A 17890-nucleotide genomic window follows, 5' to 3' on the forward strand; every position below is an offset into this window, starting at 1 on the left:
GTTTTTCAGTGGGGCAAAAGTAGTACGTTTACTCCTCTACTTCCAAATATATTTAACATAATGTTTAATTTAAATTCATATTCAATCCTAAAGCACTGATAACCTGAAACAAAAATTTAAACTAATGTTGGGTAATTCATGGGGAGGTTCGAGAGTTCGAGAGTTGGAGAGTTTTAGGGTTGGAGAGTTGGAGGGTTTTAGTGTGAGAGCGTCGGAGGAGTCGGGCATAGAAAGTTTTGTAGCGTGATAGCCGTGGAGAATTTGAGGTTAGTGAGTTGAAGCGTTCGAAAATTGAAGGTTTTGCAGCATGGTTTCTGGGCGAATGTGTTTAATTGTCGGCATCGAAGCGTTTTAAAGTTTGATAAATTTCGCAGAGGCTTTCGCAGGGATGGGATTCTGTGATATAAAGGCTTTTGCAAATCGGAGTATTGGAAAATTGAAAAGTTTTAAATCAAGATATACGGGATTTTGTAAAAAATATTTTCACATAGGATTTTTTTGTCGCTGAAGGCATCATGGTTTGGAAATTTCTATTTTCTTACATTTTCACAAAGGTAACGCTCCTACGGAACTCTCTTTTCCAACTATAAATATTCTCTACAAATATAGCGCTCCTACGGAGCTGTTTGTCTGGAAGAAGTATTATTGCCTACACAGATACTACTCCACCGGAGCTTGACGGATTTTGTGGGGTGATTATTAAAAATATTATACTCATTTATACTCCGGCAATCGATGAATATTGTTCCAGACTATTACAATGCGGAAATCCTACAGAGTTTCGGTACGACAAAATATACGGTTGGTTCATAAATATTTTATGACCACGAAGCAGATCATAGTGTTCATTTCTTTGAAAATTTAAAGTGAAACCAGAATGAAAAAATTTATTGAAGTTTTTAAGCTCGATATAATGGTAAAGTTAGATGACTGCAAACAACTATTGGATCAAGTTTACTCTTGTGACAAATCGTGATCTGCGGACAAATCCCATAGCCCCGATCGAAACGGCATCCTTTTTTTGATGGCCGGTGCAAAGCAGCGGGCAGCCAAAAAAGATATAGTGGAGAGCGGGATTAAGCTCCTAAGAGAAAATCGTCTTGTTATACTGTTCCTTTAAATAAAAATGCCCCTGAAAATTTCAGAGGCATCTATAATATTCAAAAATAATTTTAAAATTCTGCATTCTTTGGAGTTCTCGGGAAAGGGATCACATCACGGATATTTGTCATACCTGTCACAAATAAAACCAAACGCTCCAAACCTAGCCCGAAACCAGCATGAGGAACCGAACCAAATTTTCTAGTATCTAAATACCACCACAATTCATGCTGATCAACATGCATTTCTGCCATTTTTGTTTTTAAGACGTCTAATCTTGCTTCTCTCTCTGATCCGCCAATAATTTCACCAATTCCTGGGAAAAGTACATCCATTGCGGCAACGGTTTTGTTATCGTCATTCAGCTTCATGTAGAATGCTTTAATTTCTTTCGGATAATCAAAAAGAACAACCGGGCATTCAAAATGCTTCTCTACCAAGAATCTTTCGTGCTCAGACTGAAGATCTGCACCCCACTCTTCAATTGGATAAACAAATTTCCCTTTTTTATTTTCCTTTGAATTTAATAAAATCTCAATTGCTTCCGTATAAGAAACTCTTTTAAAACGTTTAGCAATAACATTTTCAAGTTTTTCGATCAAACCTTCTTTGGCTCTTTCTTTTTCCGGCTTTGATTTTTGCTCTTCTTCAAAACGTTTGTCTAAGAATTCAAGATCATCTTTACAGTTATCTAAAACATATTGAATGACATATTTCAAGAAATCTTCCGCCAAATCAATGTTATCTTCAAGATTGTTGAATGCAACTTCCGGCTCAATCATCCAGAATTCGGCTAGGTGACGCGTTGTGTTTGAGTTTTCTGCGCGGAAAGTTGGTCCGAAAGTATAGATTCTTCCCAATCCCATTGCTGCAGTTTCTCCTTCTAGCTGACCGGAAACCGTTAAGTTGGTCTTTTTCCCAAAGAAATCCTGAGCAAAGTCAATATCACCCTGCTCGTCTCTTGGAATATTATTTAAATCAAAATTCGTTACACCAAACATTTCACCCGCTCCTTCTGCATCTGCACCGGTAACAATCGGAGTGTTAATGTAAAAAAATTGGTTTTGGTTGAAAAATGAGTGAATTGCAAAACTCACCGCGTGACGTACCCTGAAAACCGCGCCAAACAAATTGGTTCTGAATCTTAAATGCGCCTGATCTCTCAACACCTCTAATGAATGTTTTTTGGGCTGAAGAATCGTTTTATCTCTTTCTTCAGTAAAGTTATCTCCTAAAATAATTATTTTTTTTGCGATAATTTCTACAGTTTGTCCGGCTCCCTGGCTTTCAACCACCTCTCCCACAACTTTCAGTGAAGCAGCTGTGCTTATTTTACTGATAATTTCTGCGTCGAAATTTTCGAAATCAACAACAATTTGCAAATTATTAATTGTAGAACCATCATTTAGTGCAATAAAGCGATTTGAACGGAATGCTCTTACCCAACCGTAAACTGTAATGTCATGATGTAATACTTTTTTGTAGTCTTGTAGGACTTCTTTAATCGTCTGCTTTTTCATTTGTTGATTGATAAATTTTTGTATAAAAATTAATGTCTGCAAATCTACAAAAAACAGGGTAATTTTTCTACGATTAGACTGTTTGATTTAAAAATGATCAATTAATTCTGATAATTTACTTTCTTTTAATTAAAAAGTGTGCTTTTTTTTCTTTGCTTACCTTTCCTGATATTCCATGCGTGATAACAGCTTGGTACGTCATACTGCCACTTTGGTAGGATCAAAATAATCAGGATCACATCAATATGAGAAATGATTCCTAAAATTATTGCCAAGTAAAACGCCCAACCTGTTTGTTGAAATCCAATTAAGTAAATAAAGGCAATCAGCAAACTCAAGCCCCACATTTTAGATAAAAATGCATGAGTACAGGTTTCTTTACCGAATTTCCAGAAACTTATCAAATAACAGAGAGCTTCCAACACAAAAATTAATGTAATATTTTTCCACTCGTTTTTTATCATTTCCGGGTTGAGAAAATATGCTGCAAATCCAAGCGAAAGCCAGAAAACTAAATCTACCTGACTGTCGAGTCTTCTTAGTTTTTCTGATGAAACTCCGACTTTCCTCGCGATGATTCCGTCAAAAATATCTGTGAGTAATCCAATGAACATTAATATTAAAATTAAATATCCCGATTCTTCACCTTTCAAATATGCTAAAAAGAAAATGACCGGTGCGAGGAGAAAGCGAATTGCTATTAATATATAAGGTATGTTTTTCATGATGCTATATTTTAAATTAGAATTTAATATTGAAAGACATTTCAAACGAAAAACTATTAACGCCTTTCGGTATTGTTTCTCTGTACCAAAGTCGATACGGAATATAAGACGCCTGAACGCCAAAGCCTATATTGTTTTTCCAAAAGCGCACTCCCTGTCCGATTTTTAAAGATGACAGACTCGCTGTGTGAGTATCTATATAGATTGTTTGATCATCCTGATCCATTGTTTTACGAGGTTCATCTTGTGGTATATCGCCTTCATCGAAGAAAAGATTCTTCATGCTCAATTCTGTTATCCACTCGATTTTATTATTTTTCAAATCAAATTCTTTAACCATCCGAGCTCCAAAACTCCAGATAAATTCTTTTGAGCGTATGGGGAAAAGTTCACCATTTTTTCCGTAATTGAAATCATAGAGACTTTTGCTATAACCAAAATTTGTCCCTAATTCCAAATGAGTATCCGTTTCATCCGCAGTATACCGATACCAATAGCCACCATAAAACCCAATGTGATCTTTCACTTTTAAATTAGAAAAACTCATGAAAACACCAGTTTCAATCAAAGAATGTTTAGGATTTTTTGATTCTAAATTTTGTGCAGAAAACCCCACGCAATATAAAAATAGGATAATGATAATTGTTTTCATGATCTAAAATTAATGAATGGTAGTGTGCGTTTTCCGTTTCTGTTCCAAAAGCCGATCTGTAAGCCTTTCATTTTCTTAGATTTATTAACTAAACCAATCTGCAAACCTTTTCCTTCAGTATTTCTATTAACAAAACCTAGCTGAACACCCTTTAAAATTTCGGCGTTATTAAAGGCTGAAATACTTAGTCCCTTCAATTCATTGGAAGAGAAAAATAGTCCGGTTACAAAAACTCCTTTAGATTTTTCAGTATCGAAATGAAGAAGTGATCCCATTAAACCATTCATCGTGTGACCATAATTGTAAAGAGAAACACTGACTCCGTTGTGACTTACTCCTCTTAAATATCCTGACAAAGAAATATTGAGTCCATTCACTTGAACGTATTCTACATTCGCACTTTTCGAAGGGTCATAAAACATACAAAACAACAATCCTAAAGGGTTCAATTCCAGATTCAGCCCATTTACAGTTTGAAGTTTAACAGTATTTTGGTCTTTAGCCAAGTATTTCGAATCGAAACCTAAACCTACAGCAAGACCATTTACTTTTTCAACTTGTGGATTAAGAGGAGTAGTAGAAATCAATCTTCTTTTTTGCTGATTCACTTTCAAACTATCCTGACCGAACAGTATACCGCCTGACAAAAAGGCAATGACTAAAAATAATTTCGTTTTCATAACATTTTATTTTAAAATTATACTTCAAAGCTAATTTTGAAAACCACTTTCATGAATGTGAAAAAAATTAAAATAAATCTCTAAATTTGTGAAAATCGCAAATCCTATGAATCAGGAAATTTTACTGAAGCAGATTAGAAAAAAAATTGGGGACAAATCTTTGAATGACGAAATCGCCAATATTTTAAATATCAGTTACGACGCGGCGCATCGGAGAACTTCTATGAAAGCGAAATTTAGTTTTGAGGAAGCAATAGAATTGGCTAAGTATTATCAGATTTCACTAGATCAGTTTTTGGGTACGGAAAACCAATTGGTGGTAAAAAGAACGAAACCCGTAAAAACTCAGGAAGATTTATTGTATTTTTTTGAAAGTTCGCTGCAGATTTTAGACGTTTTTCAAAATATTAATCAATCAAAAGTCTATTATTCTGCGAAAGATATTCCGTTTTTTTATACAATTTCGAATACAATTCTTTCACGTTTTAAATTTTATGTCTGGATGAATTTGCTGAACGAAGATAAATTTTTAGGTCCATTTGAAGATTTTGATCTTCCATACCATTCGCCTAAAAATGAAATGCTGAAAGATTTATATGAAAATCAAAATGTAACCGAAGTCTGGAACGACACAACAATTATGAGCATTTTGATGCAGATTTCTTATTACTCAGAAATGGGACTTTTAAAATATAAAGACATTGTTCTTATTTTGGAAGAAGTGAGAAATGTTCTGCAAAAAATTGAATTTAAAATTCAAAATAAACCTGACTTTAATTTTTATGTGAACGATTTGGTGATTTTAAGTAATAATATTTTGTTTAAAAATGAATATCAGTCTTCGTTTTTTATTCCTTTTAATATGTTTGGATATATGATGACGAATGATGAAAACACCTGTAATGATACTTTGATTTATTTTGAACATGAAATTAAAAATTCAAAATCACTGAACACTTCCGGAAACAGAGAACGAAGAATGTTTTTTAATAAAATGTATCAGCAGATTGATGATTTGACAGAGAAATTAAAATCGTAATCATTTGTTTGACATTATTAATTATATGTAAATTACGGTCTTTCGATAAATAAAATCAATAAATCGGCATGGTTTTATATAGATGAAGTGTATTACTAAACCAAATATTATGAACATTACATTAGAACAGGCTCAGAAAGCTATTGAAGCTGCATTAGAAAAATCAAAAGAATTAGGAGTAAAAATGAATATTGCTGTGATGGACAGCGGTGTAAATTTAGTTGCATTCGCAAAAATGGATGATGCTTGGCTCGGCTCAATCGACATTGCTCAGAAAAAAGCAAAAACTGCAAGATATTTTAATATGAATAGCGGTGAAATCGGAAAGCTTTCTCAACCGGGACAATCTTTATACAACATCGAACATTCAAATAACGGATTGATTACTTTTCCGGGTGGAGTTTTGATCAAAGATTCTTCGGGAAATATTATCGGATCGATCGGTGTAAGCGGAAGTACCGTCGATGATGATCACGAAGTTGCTTCTGCAGGAGCAGCAGCTTTAGGATAAAAAATTTAAAATAAAAGAATAATTAAAAGTTGGTTAGAAAGCCAGCTTTTTTTTTGTAGGAATAATGAGGAAAATTACTCGTCTTTCTTAGAAGGAATCAGGAAAACATCAATCAAACCTTCCGGAAGTTCTATTTTGATATATCTTTCTTCACGGTTGACCTCAAGAATCCAGTCTTTGATCATTGGGATTACCACTTCTTTACCGTATAAATTAGTGATAAAATAATTTTGCGCAGTCTGATCATTTACAGATCTGATGACACCGCAATCTTTATTATCCTGATCCATAATTTCAAAACCAATTACTTCATGGTAATAAAACTGATTTCCGGTAAGTTTTGGCAGAGTAGACAACGGAAGGTAAACATTTTTACCTAAAGATTGATCTACCAACGCTTCAGAAGAATTTTTAAAAGCAAGATTCAGAGCATCAAGTTTGCTCCATGACGATTTTTCAATAAAAAAAGGAACCAATAATCCGTTGACTTCAACGAATATTGATTCCAATTTATTGTAAAGCTCGGGTTGGTCGGTATCCAATTTAAGGATGACGTTTCCCGCAAGGCCGTGTCTGCGTGTGATTTTTCCTAAAAAATAGCAATCTTCTTTACGCATGACGGTTTGTTTTTAAGCTTCAGTGTTTTCTTCAGTTTCAGCAGCAGGAGCTTCTCCTTCTGTAGCTTCAGCAACAACTTCTTCAGCAGGTGCGTTTGCAGCTTCTTCAGCAGCTTTAGCATCAGCTTCTACTTGTGCAGCAGCAGCAACTCTAGCTTCGTTTACTTTAACTTCAGCATCCAAAGCAGCTTTCTTAGCGTCAAACTGAGCTTTAGATAAACCTTCTACTTTACCTTGTACTTTTTGTTCTTTAGATTCTAACCAAGCACCAAATCTTTTTTCAGCTTCAGCCTCATCAAAAGCACCTTTAGCAACACCACCTTGTAAGTGTTTTTTGTAAAGTGCACCTTTATAAGAAAGAATAGCTCTTGCAGTATCAGTTGGTTGAGCACCGTTGTTCAACCACTTTACAGCAGCGTCAACGTTCAAATCGATAGTCGCAGGGTTAGTAATTGGGTTGTAAGTACCTAGTTTTTCGATGAATCTACCATCTCTTCTAGCTCTAGCATCTGCAACCACGATGTGGAAAAAAGGTCTCCCTTTTGATCCGTGTCTTTGTAATCTGATTTTTACTGACATAATGTATGAATTTTAAGGGAACTCGTCCCGATTAAATATTTAAGTGTGCAAAGATAGTAAATATTTTCAATTCTGAAAATATTTGTTGGAAGTCAGATGCCGTAAGTTGGAAGTTTTGCACTATTCTCTTATTGTCTTCATTTAAATTTTTCTTAGGAGCCGGGAACCTGCTGTCCACTATATCTTTTTTTATTGCCTTCGACTGCGCTCAGGCAACAAAAAAAGGACGCCGTTTCCATCAGGGCTAAATCAGTGCTTCGTTATAAATTATTGTTTAAAATAACTACATTAATCAACATTTCCCATATAGAAAAGTCCGAGACATTTCTGGTTTTCTTCGATGGCTAAAGAATCTTTCAGCTGGTCAACAATTTTTGGTGAACTCCAGTAACATCCTACTCCATTTGCGGTACAGGTAAGATACATATTCTGAACCGCCATAGAAACTGCGGCAATTTCTTCCCACTCAGGAACCATTCCACTAAAGTTGACTACAATTGAAACTACAGCATCAGCTTTATTGATTTTAAAACCAATATCATTATATTTTTTCTCTAAGAAAAGTTGTTCGGATTGTGAAGCCTTGTAAATCTCCTGCATTTCTACAGCCAGTTTTGCTTTTTCTTCACCTTTGAAAACTTTGAAACGCCAAGGTTTTGTACGTTTATGATTGGGAGCAAATTTTGCCGAATTTAAAATCTCGTCGATGATTTCCTGTGAGATTTCAGTTTCAGCATAATCTTTTGGAAAGATACTTCTTCTTTGTTCTATGATTTCTTTTAAAACTTCTGCTTTATTCATAGACACAAATTTACGAAAAAGATGAAAGCAAGAAGCGAGAAGAATCAGGTTTGAGACAAAAATCAGAGAACCTCAACAATTTTCTGATGAATCTTATTTAAGGTAAATTCTTCGCCGGATTGCATACCCATCATTTTTTTTGCCATCGGACTTTCTGACGAGATTGCATAGAAACGATCACCCTCAAAAAAGAATTCGCCCAAAGAAACGGAAATATAAAAACGAGCTTTATTGGTAATCACCAATGAACCTAACTGTACTCTGCTTGTAGCAGCAGGAAGCACTCTTGCCATATTGGTTTTCAAATCATTCAACGCTGCGAGCTGTCTCTGCATCTGGTAAATTTCCTCCTGCATTTCTTCGCGCATACTGTCGTATTTCGGAGTTTTTTTAATATCGCGGGTAGCTTCTAAAGTAAATTCTATAAATTTTTTAAGTTTTTCAATCTTTTCTGAAATCACGCTTTTTACATAATCTCTTATGTTGTTTTTCTCAAATACTGTCTTCTCCATGTATCGTAATCTTTACATAAAGATAATATTTTTTTAAATAATGAAATCAAAAAACCGCTTCTATAAAGAAACGGTTGTCAAATTTTTATTTTGGCTTGTTCTGCTCATAATCAGAGACATCGATTTTCCTCTCATCCGCTTCCCGCCTTTTTTCAAGCTGCTGAACATTTCTATCAATATCACTTTGACTGCCTTCCATATAATTTTTCTGGTGATTGTTATCAAGCATTTTCCCGGATTTTGATGCGCAAGATGCAAACAAAAAGCCAATTAAAGTCGCCATAAACAAAAGGTATTGTTTCCTCATTATTTAATTTTGTTCAAAGATATATTTTATAATAATTCATTCTAAAAGTTTAACCAAAGATTATAAATTTTGAAAATTTCATTAATAATTCTTAATGATGTTAACTGAAAAACTTATTAATTTAAACTAAAAGCTCTGCAACACAAAATTTACAAGGCTTTTTTATTTTTCTAAGAGCGTTCTCAAATTATCTAATCCTTCATCCAACGATTTCTGCATTTGATAATCCATCATCGGTTTCATGGGTTTCATTTTGGTTTCCAATTCAAAATCTATTCCCCAAGTCACTTTTGTAGTATTCCCTTCGGGTTTTACAATAATATCTGAAGTGGCGTCATCTTCGAAAGGTCTTATAAAATGCATTTGCGTAGATACTTTTTCCATCGGTATTAAAGCTGTAATTTTTTGTTCACCCTCTCCTACCTCATCATTTCCACTCCAGTGGTAATAATCTCCTACTTCACCACTTTTTCCTTTATAATCTTCCGCGAGATTTTTATCCATTTTCTTCCACGGGTTCCAATCGTTGATGGCTTTCATAGAATTTACCTGCTGCCAAACTTTATTTTGAGGAGCATTAATAACGATCGTTTTTTCTTTATGATAATGCGTGTCAAAAAATAAAATTGCTATTAATGAATAAACAATAATGAGCAATAAGATGCTTCCTAAAATTTTAAAAAATGTTTTCATGATGACTTTATTTAGTTATTTTTTGCATTAAATAAGAAATCAACTTTTTGATCAGTCCATTTTCCATTTCAAAAACATCGCAGAAATCGGCGTTTAGAATATCTCCGCTTTTAAAACTTGCGACAACATTTCCTTCTGCGATTACTACATTATTCTCTTCTGTCATTCTGAAAACTGTTATTTTTGGTTTTCCGGTGAAATTTTCGTTTTCTATTTCTTTGTCAAATTCTTCTTTGCCGTGATGAATATAAACTCCGGGCATTTCCCAGATTACATCTTCGGTAAGGCAGCTTAAAATTTGTTCGTGATCGGTTTCCTGGAAAGAATCCATATATTTCTGGACAGTTTTCTTATTTTGAGACATGTTTTAGTTTTATTTAAATCTGAAATCAAAATTACACTTTCAGGAGAAACTTTATCTTTTCTTATGACAAGAAAAAATCGACAATAAGCATTTTTGTCATATCTTCATGTCGAGGCATTGTTTTTGAGCCATGAGAATCTGATTCAAATCAATTAATTAAATTTACAGCAATTAAAAATACAACAATGAATATTTTAACAGAAAAATTCAACACACCATATCATTCAGCACCATTTGATCAGATTAAAAATGAAGATTATTTGCCTGCTTTTAAAGAATTAATTCAGAAATCTGAGGAAGAAATTGATGCTATTGTCAATAATCCGGACGAAGCTAATTTTGAAAATACGATCGAAGCTTTAGCTTTTTCAGGAGATCAATTGGACAGAGCTTCAAATATTTTCTTTAATTTAAATTCAGCCGAAACAAGTGACGAATTACAACAGATCGCACAAGAAGTTTCACCCATTTTAACTGAATATTCATCAAAAATTTCTCAAAACGAAGCTTTATTTAATCGAATTAAAAAAGTTTATGACGAAAAAGAAAAATACAATCTGAACGAAGAACAGCAAATGCTTTTGAATGAAACTTACAAAGGTTTTGTAAGAAGCGGAGCCCTTTTGAATGAAGAAGACAAGGAAAAATTAAAGAAAATCAGCATGGATTTATCTTTAAAATCCTTAAAATTTGGACAAAACGTTTTGGCTTCAACTAATGCTTATTTTAAACATATCACCAATAAAGAAGATCTTGCCGGAATTCCCGAAGCTATTGTTGAGCAATACGCTGAAGAAGCCAAAGAAAGAAATCTGGAAGGTTGGGTTATCACTTTGCAATATCCAAGCTACATCCCATTTATGACCTATGCTGAAAATCGTGATCTGAGAAAAGAACTGGCTTTGGCAAATGGAAAAAAATCTTTCGACGGTGGAGAATTTGACAATCAGAACCTCATCAAAGAACTTTTGAATTTAAAACAACAGAAAGCTGAATTGTTGGGTTATTCAAATTATGCAGATTACGTTTTGGAAGAGAGAATGGCAAAATCTCCAACGAAAGTTATTGATTTTCTGAACGAACTTTTAATTAAAGCAAAACCTTACGCAGAAAAAGAAATTGAAGAATTAAAATCTTTGGCAAAAGCAGATGGAATCGAAGAAATGCAAGGTTACGATCACTCTTTTTACGCCGAAAAACTTCGTAAAGCAAAATACGATCTTAATGATGAGGAATTGAAACCTTATTTTCCATTAGAACAAGTTCAGGAAGCGGTTTTTGGCCTATCTAATAAACTTTTCGGGTTGACTTTTGTGGAAAGTCATGACGTTCCGAAATATCATGAAGATGTAAAAGTGTATGAGGTTTTTGAAGAAGGAAGCGGGAAGTCGGAAGATGGAAACGACAATTCTGAAATAATATTTAAATCTCTACTATATGTTGACTATTTTCCAAGAAAAGGCAAAAGAGCCGGAGCTTGGATGACAAGTTATAAAAATCAGTATCAGAAAGACGGTGAAAATTCTCGTCCGCATATTTCTATCGTTTGTAATTTCAGCAAACCGACAAAAGATACACCGAGTTTATTGACTTTTCAGGAAGTTACAACCTTGTTCCACGAGTTTGGTCACGCGCTTCACGGAATGTTGGCAAACACTGAATATCCAAATTTATCAGGAACTTCCGTTAAATGGGATTTTGTGGAATTACCATCTCAGTTCATTGAAAATTTCTGTTATGAACCTGAATTTCTAAAAACTTTCGCCAAACATTATAAAACAGGCGAAGTTTTACCCGACGAAAAAATCGAGAAGATTGCATTGTCTAAAAACTTTATGGAAGGTTATCAGACGATGAGACAGCTTGGTTTTGGAATTTTGGATATGAATTATCACATGAAAGTTGCAGATTTGGAGAATAAAAGTGTGAAGGAGTTTGAGGATGATTACACAAAGGCGACTCAATTGTATCCTTCAAATTCTGAAACAGCGATGAGTCCGAGTTTTTCCCATATTTTCCAAGGTGGATATTCTGCGGGATATTATTCCTACAAATGGGCGGAAGTTTTGGATGCCGATGCTTTTCAATATTTTAAAGAAAACGGAATTTTCAATCCGGAAATTGCCGCAAAATATAAAATTCTGCTTTCGTCAGGCGGAACAAAAGATCCGATGGAATTGTATAAAAGCTTCAGAGGAAGTGAGCCGCAAGTGGAGAGTTTGCTGAAGAGAGCGTTCGGGTAAGAAAAATTCAATTAAAATCTTGAAGTCCTTTAGAAAAATCTAAGGGACTTTTTTAATATTTTTATCAGAAATTTATAAAAATTGAAAAACAAAATTCTCCTCATCCTCACTCTCTTTTTCTGCATCACAATATATTCACAAAACACTTATGTTTTTTTCGGCTCTTTTAATCGTGATAAATCTTCAGAAGGAATTTTTGTTTATCAACTGGATACCATCAAAGGAAAATTATCAAAAGTAACGACTGTAAAAAACATCCTCAATCCATCTTATCTGACATTATCTCCTGACGGAAAATATGTTTTTGCCTGCACAGAAAGTAAAACAAAGAACGCTGGAAGTGTAAGCAGTTTTGAATTTAATCCTGAAAATAAAACGCTGAATTTTATCAACAGTCAAAAAAGTGGTGGCGAAAATCCGGTTTATCTGACTGCTTATAAAAACGGAAAATGGCTCATTAATGGAAATTATACTGAAGGAAGCACCTCTGTTTATCCTATTTCTGAAAACGGAAGGATTCAACCGATGATTCAGAACTTTCAATTTACCGAAGGAAGCATCGATCCTGGAAGACAGGAACGTTCGCATATTCATTCAACTGTTTTTTCACCGGACTTTCAATATATTTTCATGCCTGATTTGGGAGCAGATAAAATCAGGTGTTATCAATTTAATGATCAGAAAAATGAACCGTTGGAAAGTTGTAAAATTCCGTTTACCAAAACAACTTTGGGAAGTGGACCGCGTCATTTTACATTTCATCCCAACGGAAAATTTGCTTACTGTATTGAAGAATTAACAGGAACCGTAAATGCTTATCAATATTTTGACGGAACATTAAAAAGTATTCAAAGAATCAACACCCACCCTGAAAAGTATAAGGAAGATTTTGAAAGTTCAGACATTCATATTTCTCCTGATGGAAAATTTCTATATGCTTCGAATCGTGGTTTTGAGGATAATATCGCTATATTTTCAATTCAAAATGACGGAGCATTAAAAACGATAGGCTATCAATCAACTTTGGGTAAACATACGAGAGTTTTTGCCATTGACGAATCTGGAAAGTTTTTGATTACAACAAATGCAAGAAGCGGAAATGTAACCGTTTTTAAAAGAGATTTTAAAACAGGTTTATTGAAAAAAGTTGGTAAGAAAGTGAAAATTAAAAGTGTGTCTTGTGTGCAAATAAAAAATTACAATTAATATAAATTTTTAATCTGTAAATAATTACATTTATAAAAAATTAAAAAAGTTCTTTAAAACTATTCACAGATGAAATTATTATTTTTCCTTTTAATATTTTTTCTAAATATTTCTGTTTTTAGTCAAACCAACAATATTTATGTAAATGAACAAATTGGTTTAGCAGTAATTCTTCCTGTAAATTTCAATACACCTGGAGTTCAAAAGGTAATCACTAAAGATTATAAAGAAACTAAACAAAAAAAATCACGAGAAAACAAAGATATAACAGAATCAAATAGCAATCGAAAACCAATTATTTCATTTAGAGATAAGGACAATAATTCCGTAATATTTTTTGTGAAAAAACCTCAAGATCAACCGAAGGATCTTAAAAAGTATTTAGGAGATCAACACAAAACAATTCTTGATAGCTTCAAAACAACAGAGAAAAATATAAAATATGAAGAGAAAACTGAAAATGAAAAAATAGATTCTGTAAACTTTATCAAATCAATTTTAACTTTAAAAAAAGAAGAAAAAACATCCTATTTATATGTCTATACTTCGGAAATTAAAGGTTATGAAACGCATATAATTGTATTTATAAATGACGACAATGAAGGTAAAGAACTTTTGGAGTCTCTAAAAAATTCAAAATTTCATTGACAAACTTGTTACTTTTAAGTCGTATATTATTTGCACATTTATCAAAAAGTTTAATTCTAAAATAAAAAAATGTTAATCGCTATACTTCTACCATTTTTGTCTTTCATTCTTCGTGGGAAGATTCTCACCGGGATTATCTGTCTTATTTTGCAAATCACTATTCTCGGCTGGGTTCCTGCAGCAATTTGGGCAGCATTATCATTGCAGAATGAAAGAGCTGAAAAGAGAAACGAAAAACTGATTCGTGCGGTTAGAAAGGCTAAGTAAAAACTATTCCGAAGAAAATTACTTTAATATAACCAAACTCCTATTTTGAACAAAATATTCTCCACCCTTCTTAATTTTCATATTACTTTTCTGTAGAGTTTGTGTGGAAATTTCACTGTTATTGATATTGTTAATTTACCTTTTGAATTTAAAAATTACAATCAGCAGTAATTAATATTATCCCAATAAATTCTATCCAATCTTTTAAATCAATTTTATGAAATATTTTTTTTACTCACTGATATTTTTCTCTAGTTTTTTATTTACAAACAAACTAACTGCACAGAGTGCAAATGACACAATTGCTAATGGAATGGCTTTTAAATTGGGTTCAAAATTGACATTGAAATTAGTTAAAAACATTCAGAATTCTTTTGATTACAAGGTAATTAAGTACTCAGAATTTACAGAGCAATTTAAAATTTTTGAAACAGAAAAATTATTTGAAAAAAATCCGGAAAAAGAAACTATCGAGGTTATTTTTGGAATTGGATATTACAAGGAAGGTAAAGATGAAAAAGATTTCCAAACAGTGATGCTGTCAAAAAACAATTACAGCTTTCCATTGCAGTTTGATGCTGAAATAAAAGTGTGGAACAAAGAGGAATTTGAAGCAACTTCGGTAACACCATTAAATCCGGGTACCAGACACACAGAATTATGGCCCTATAAAATTGACTACATCGCACTGATAAATTTTAGAAATTACACTTCCAAATAATAATACTTTTGGTTTAACAAGTTAAACAGCAAACCTATATTCAATGAAAGACATCCAACGGGAAGACGTGCACATTATCAGCCGGCATAGCAATATAGATGAGAAAGGAATTTCTCAAATTCTCACAGAAAATATCTACAATACTAGAGAAACATGGCACAAATTTCTGCGATTGTTCTTTATCACTTTGGGAGTCGGTTTTACAGTTTCTGGAATTATCTTTTTCTTCGCTTACAATTGGGCAGACCTTAATAAATTTGCAAAAATTGGTCTGACAGAATTGTTGATTATTGCGACAACCTCTGTTGTTTTATTTGCAAAAATAAGCAAGTCCACAAAAAACATAATTCTTACGGGCAGCGCAGTTTTGGTAGGAGCACTGTTTGCCGTATACGGACAAATTTATCAAACCGGAGCCAATGCTTATGACTTCTTTTTGGGATGGACGATCTTCATCGCTTTATGGGTCATTGTTTCAGATTTTGCGCCGCTTTGGCTGATTTTTCTATTGCTGATCAATACCACATTTATCCTTTACACCCAACAGGTTGCCAAAGACTGGTCTGAAGTTTTCGTCTGCACTTTTCTTTTCTTGATGAATGCAGCAGCGTTGATCACCGCAATTATAATTTCAGAATCAAAACAAAACATTCATGCTCCGAGATGGTTTTTAAATATTGTCTCGCTTGCAGCTATCGGTTTTGCTACGATGGGTATAGTTATTGGGATTACAGACGATTATGAAACTCATTTTCCGGTACTTATTACTTTTACAATCATCCTTTTCTCTTTGGGAATCTGGCATTCTTTGAAAGAGAAAAACGGATTTTATCTTGCGGTGATTCCATTTAGTTTAATTATCATCGTTTCTACATTGCTTTTTAAAAATTTAGATAATGAAGCCAGTTTTTTACTTGTAAGTATCTTCATCATTTTAAGCATCACTTTGGTAATCTGGAATTTATTAACCTTTCAAAAAAAATGGAAAAATGAGAAATAAAGATAATATCGAAGAGCTTCTCTCCTATCTTCAGGAAAAGAGTGATCAAGAACTTTTGTTTGAGAGAGAAAATGTATTTAAAGCATATCAAAACAAAGAAGATCATCAGTCTTTAGCGATAAAAATCTTATCTGTATTTGGAGGATTAATGTCCGGATTAGCTTTTGTGGGATTTCTTTTCCTGACAGGACTTTTTGAATCAAATCAGGGCTTAGTGATTTTTGGAGGTCTGTGCATCGCCGGATCAATTTTATTGAATAAAGCGGTTCACAAAATCATTATTGATACCATGAGTGTCACTTTTTATCTCATTGGTTTTGTACTATTAGGAATTGGTCTCAGTGATTCTATTCATAACGAAAGTATCATCTGTTTTATTTTCATGCTTATTGCGCTATGTTCTTTATTAGTAGTTCAAAATTACATTATCTCGTTCGTGTCCATTCTTATGATCAACGGATGTACTGTTGCACTATTGACATTTAACGAATTGACTTCAATGATCTATATTTATATCGCGCTGATCGCAGTTTTGATTACATTCCTCTTCCTAAATGAAGCCAAAATACTTGCATTAAAAAATATCGTTTCAAAACTTTGCGAACCTCTTCGTTCAGCTTTAGTCTTTACATTTTTGGGAACTTTTATATTTGTAAATTATGAGAAATCTTCCTCTTTTTCTTACGCCTACTTTATTACTTCTTCGGTAGTGATTATTTTGTCGATTCTTTACGTTGTATATCATCTTTTTAAAATTTTAAATATTAAAACGACACAGCATAAAACAATCACATTAATTGCCACAGCAGTTTTGCTTGCTCCGACGGCAAATTCTCCGGCAATTTCCGGTGCAATACTCATTATTTTAGTAAGTTTTATGGTTAATTACAAAACAGGATTTGGGTTGGGAATTATTGCATTTGTCTACTTTATTTCGATGTTTTACTACAACCTGCAATTCACTTTGCTGACAAAATCAATTATTTTATTTTCATCAGGAATTCTTTTCCTGACTCTTTATTTCTTCACCCGTAAAAAACTGATATCTCATGAAAAAATATAAGTGGCTTATTATTTTGCTAAATCTTATCCTTCTTTTAGTTTACTTTAATTGGTCGGTTTTTAAAAAAGAAGAATTGTTAAAAGACGGAGAACTGGTTTTGCTAAAATTGGCACCTGTTGATCCACGTTCTCTCATGCAGGGAGATTACATGACTTTACGATATGATATTTCTCAAAATATCGATGCTGAAAAAATTCCAAAGCGTGGTTATTGTATTGTGAAATTAGACAGTCAAGGCATCGCAAAAAAGGTAAGATTTCAACAAGACAAAACTCCTCTAAGATCTGGTGAACATTTGATACAATACAATGCTCCCGATAACTGGAATGTCAATATCGGTGCAGAATCCTATTTTTTTGAAGAAGGACAGGCAGAAAAATATGCGAAAGCAGAATATGGCGGCATAAAAATCGACCAATACGGTAACAGTATTTTAATTGGGCTGTATAATAAAAATTTAAAACTGATTAAATAATTTCACAACAAACTATTTTTATTGTTATGAAAAAACTAAATCTGGAAACCGCACTTGCAAATCAAAGAAGTAAAATTCAAATAGCATAACCTCTTCAAACAAATTAATCTCTTTCAAAATCAAACATTTAAAAATTATTTCCCATCATGTTGTAATATTTCACCAG

At 33.3% G+C, this 17890-nt stretch carries 22 protein-coding genes; 11 read left to right on the forward strand and 11 right to left on the reverse strand.

Going from position 1 to position 17890, the window contains the following annotated elements:
- Positions 1-626 precede the first annotated feature (626 nt).
- The gene (locus NZ698_RS12260) at positions 627-824 is read left to right on the forward strand and encodes a hypothetical protein (protein ID WP_263003417.1); all 198 of its coding nucleotides are present in this window, start codon (positions 627-629) and stop codon (positions 822-824) included.
- A 348-nt stretch (positions 825-1172) separates the two neighbouring features.
- On the opposite strand, the gene asnS is transcribed toward NZ698_RS12260, so the two are convergent.
- The 4 genes from asnS to NZ698_RS12280 all read right to left on the reverse strand — a co-directional run bounded on the left by asnS (position 1173) and on the right by NZ698_RS12280 (position 4678).
- A complete protein-coding gene (asnS, locus tag NZ698_RS12265; RefSeq protein WP_263003418.1) occupies positions 1173-2621 on the reverse strand; it encodes an asparagine--tRNA ligase in 1449 nt (482 codons plus the stop codon).
- A gap of 125 nt (positions 2622-2746) precedes the next feature.
- Entirely contained in the window at positions 2747-3346 is a 600-nt protein-coding gene (locus NZ698_RS12270) for a CDP-alcohol phosphatidyltransferase family protein (RefSeq protein ID WP_263003419.1), read from the reverse strand.
- A gap of 16 nt (positions 3347-3362) precedes the next feature.
- Entirely contained in the window at positions 3363-3998 is a 636-nt protein-coding gene (locus NZ698_RS12275; RefSeq protein WP_263003421.1) for a hypothetical protein, read from the reverse strand.
- Positions 3995-4678 (reverse strand): LA_2272 family surface repeat-containing protein, encoded by a 684-nt coding sequence (locus NZ698_RS12280; protein WP_263003423.1) that lies wholly within the window; start codon positions 4676-4678, stop codon positions 3995-3997. Before NZ698_RS12280 ends, NZ698_RS12275 begins: the two co-directional genes overlap by 4 nt.
- 106 nt (positions 4679-4784) lie before the next feature.
- On the opposite strand from NZ698_RS12280, the gene NZ698_RS12285 reads away from it, so the two are divergent.
- Together NZ698_RS12285 and NZ698_RS12290 are read left to right on the forward strand one after the other, a co-directional pair.
- Positions 4785-5717 carry a helix-turn-helix domain-containing protein gene (locus NZ698_RS12285; RefSeq protein WP_263003425.1) on the forward strand — a complete coding sequence of 311 codons (933 nt, stop codon included), beginning with the start codon at positions 4785-4787 and terminating at the stop codon, positions 5715-5717.
- A 109-nt stretch (positions 5718-5826) separates the two neighbouring features.
- Positions 5827-6228 (forward strand): GlcG/HbpS family heme-binding protein, encoded by a 402-nt coding sequence (locus NZ698_RS12290; RefSeq protein WP_263003426.1) that lies wholly within the window; start codon positions 5827-5829, stop codon positions 6226-6228.
- Positions 6229-6302: 74 nt separating this feature from the next.
- Here the strand turns inward: NZ698_RS12290 and rimM are convergent, their stop codons facing one another.
- The 7 genes from rimM to NZ698_RS12325 form a co-directional block, all read right to left on the reverse strand.
- The gene (rimM, locus tag NZ698_RS12295) at positions 6303-6845 is read right to left on the reverse strand and encodes a ribosome maturation factor RimM (protein WP_263003428.1); all 543 of its coding nucleotides are present in this window, start codon (positions 6843-6845) and stop codon (positions 6303-6305) included.
- 12 nt (positions 6846-6857) lie between these two features.
- Positions 6858-7424, reverse strand: a complete 567-nt coding sequence (locus tag NZ698_RS12300; protein ID WP_263003429.1) for a 30S ribosomal protein S16 — start codon at positions 7422-7424, stop codon at positions 6858-6860.
- A 288-nt stretch (positions 7425-7712) separates the two neighbouring features.
- The gene (locus NZ698_RS12305) at positions 7713-8225 is read right to left on the reverse strand and encodes a nitroreductase family protein (protein WP_263003430.1); all 513 of its coding nucleotides are present in this window, start codon (positions 8223-8225) and stop codon (positions 7713-7715) included.
- A 62-nt stretch (positions 8226-8287) separates the two neighbouring features.
- Positions 8288-8737 carry a hypothetical protein gene (locus NZ698_RS12310; RefSeq protein WP_263003431.1) on the reverse strand — a complete coding sequence of 150 codons (450 nt, stop codon included), beginning with the start codon at positions 8735-8737 and terminating at the stop codon, positions 8288-8290.
- Positions 8738-8822: 85 nt separating this feature from the next.
- Complete coding sequence (locus NZ698_RS12315; RefSeq protein ID WP_263003432.1) at positions 8823-9044, reverse strand: hypothetical protein; 222 nt, start codon at positions 9042-9044, stop codon at positions 8823-8825.
- A 162-nt stretch (positions 9045-9206) separates the two neighbouring features.
- On the reverse strand, positions 9207-9737 hold the full coding sequence (locus NZ698_RS12320; protein ID WP_263003434.1) for an SRPBCC family protein: 531 nt from the start codon (positions 9735-9737) through the stop codon (positions 9207-9209).
- Positions 9738-9744: 7 nt separating this feature from the next.
- Complete coding sequence (locus NZ698_RS12325; RefSeq protein WP_263003435.1) at positions 9745-10101, reverse strand: nuclear transport factor 2 family protein; 357 nt, start codon at positions 10099-10101, stop codon at positions 9745-9747.
- 185 nt (positions 10102-10286) lie between these two features.
- Here NZ698_RS12325 and NZ698_RS12330 point away from each other — a divergent pair, with 185 nt between their 5' ends.
- From NZ698_RS12330 to NZ698_RS12365, 8 genes are all read left to right on the forward strand, one after another.
- Positions 10287-12344, forward strand: coding sequence for a M3 family metallopeptidase (locus tag NZ698_RS12330; RefSeq protein WP_263003436.1), 2058 nt, complete (start codon positions 10287-10289; stop codon positions 12342-12344).
- 81 nt (positions 12345-12425) lie between these two features.
- Positions 12426-13550 carry a lactonase family protein gene (locus tag NZ698_RS12335; protein WP_263003437.1) on the forward strand — a complete coding sequence of 375 codons (1125 nt, stop codon included), beginning with the start codon at positions 12426-12428 and terminating at the stop codon, positions 13548-13550.
- Positions 13551-13619: 69 nt separating this feature from the next.
- On the forward strand, positions 13620-14198 hold the full coding sequence (locus tag NZ698_RS12340; protein WP_263003439.1) for a hypothetical protein: 579 nt from the start codon (positions 13620-13622) through the stop codon (positions 14196-14198).
- A gap of 69 nt (positions 14199-14267) precedes the next feature.
- Positions 14268-14465 carry a YqaE/Pmp3 family membrane protein gene (locus NZ698_RS12345; RefSeq protein ID WP_263003440.1) on the forward strand — a complete coding sequence of 66 codons (198 nt, stop codon included), beginning with the start codon at positions 14268-14270 and terminating at the stop codon, positions 14463-14465.
- Positions 14466-14682: 217 nt separating this feature from the next.
- Positions 14683-15186 carry a hypothetical protein gene (locus NZ698_RS12350; RefSeq protein ID WP_263003441.1) on the forward strand — a complete coding sequence of 168 codons (504 nt, stop codon included), beginning with the start codon at positions 14683-14685 and terminating at the stop codon, positions 15184-15186.
- Positions 15187-15229: 43 nt separating this feature from the next.
- A complete protein-coding gene (locus NZ698_RS12355; RefSeq protein ID WP_263003442.1) occupies positions 15230-16186 on the forward strand; it encodes a DUF2157 domain-containing protein in 957 nt (318 codons plus the stop codon).
- Positions 16176-17249, forward strand: a complete 1074-nt coding sequence (locus NZ698_RS12360; RefSeq protein ID WP_263003443.1) for a DUF4401 domain-containing protein — start codon at positions 16176-16178, stop codon at positions 17247-17249. The genes NZ698_RS12355 and NZ698_RS12360 overlap by 11 nt, the downstream gene beginning before the upstream one ends.
- Positions 17236-17724 (forward strand): GDYXXLXY domain-containing protein, encoded by a 489-nt coding sequence (locus NZ698_RS12365; RefSeq protein WP_263003445.1) that lies wholly within the window; start codon positions 17236-17238, stop codon positions 17722-17724. The genes NZ698_RS12360 and NZ698_RS12365 overlap by 14 nt, the downstream gene beginning before the upstream one ends.
- Positions 17725-17890: the final 166 nt, after the last annotated feature.

Origin of the sequence: Chryseobacterium edaphi, assembly GCF_025628985.1 — a bacterium.
Taxonomy (GTDB): Bacteria; Bacteroidota; Bacteroidia; order Flavobacteriales; family Weeksellaceae; genus Chryseobacterium; species Chryseobacterium edaphi.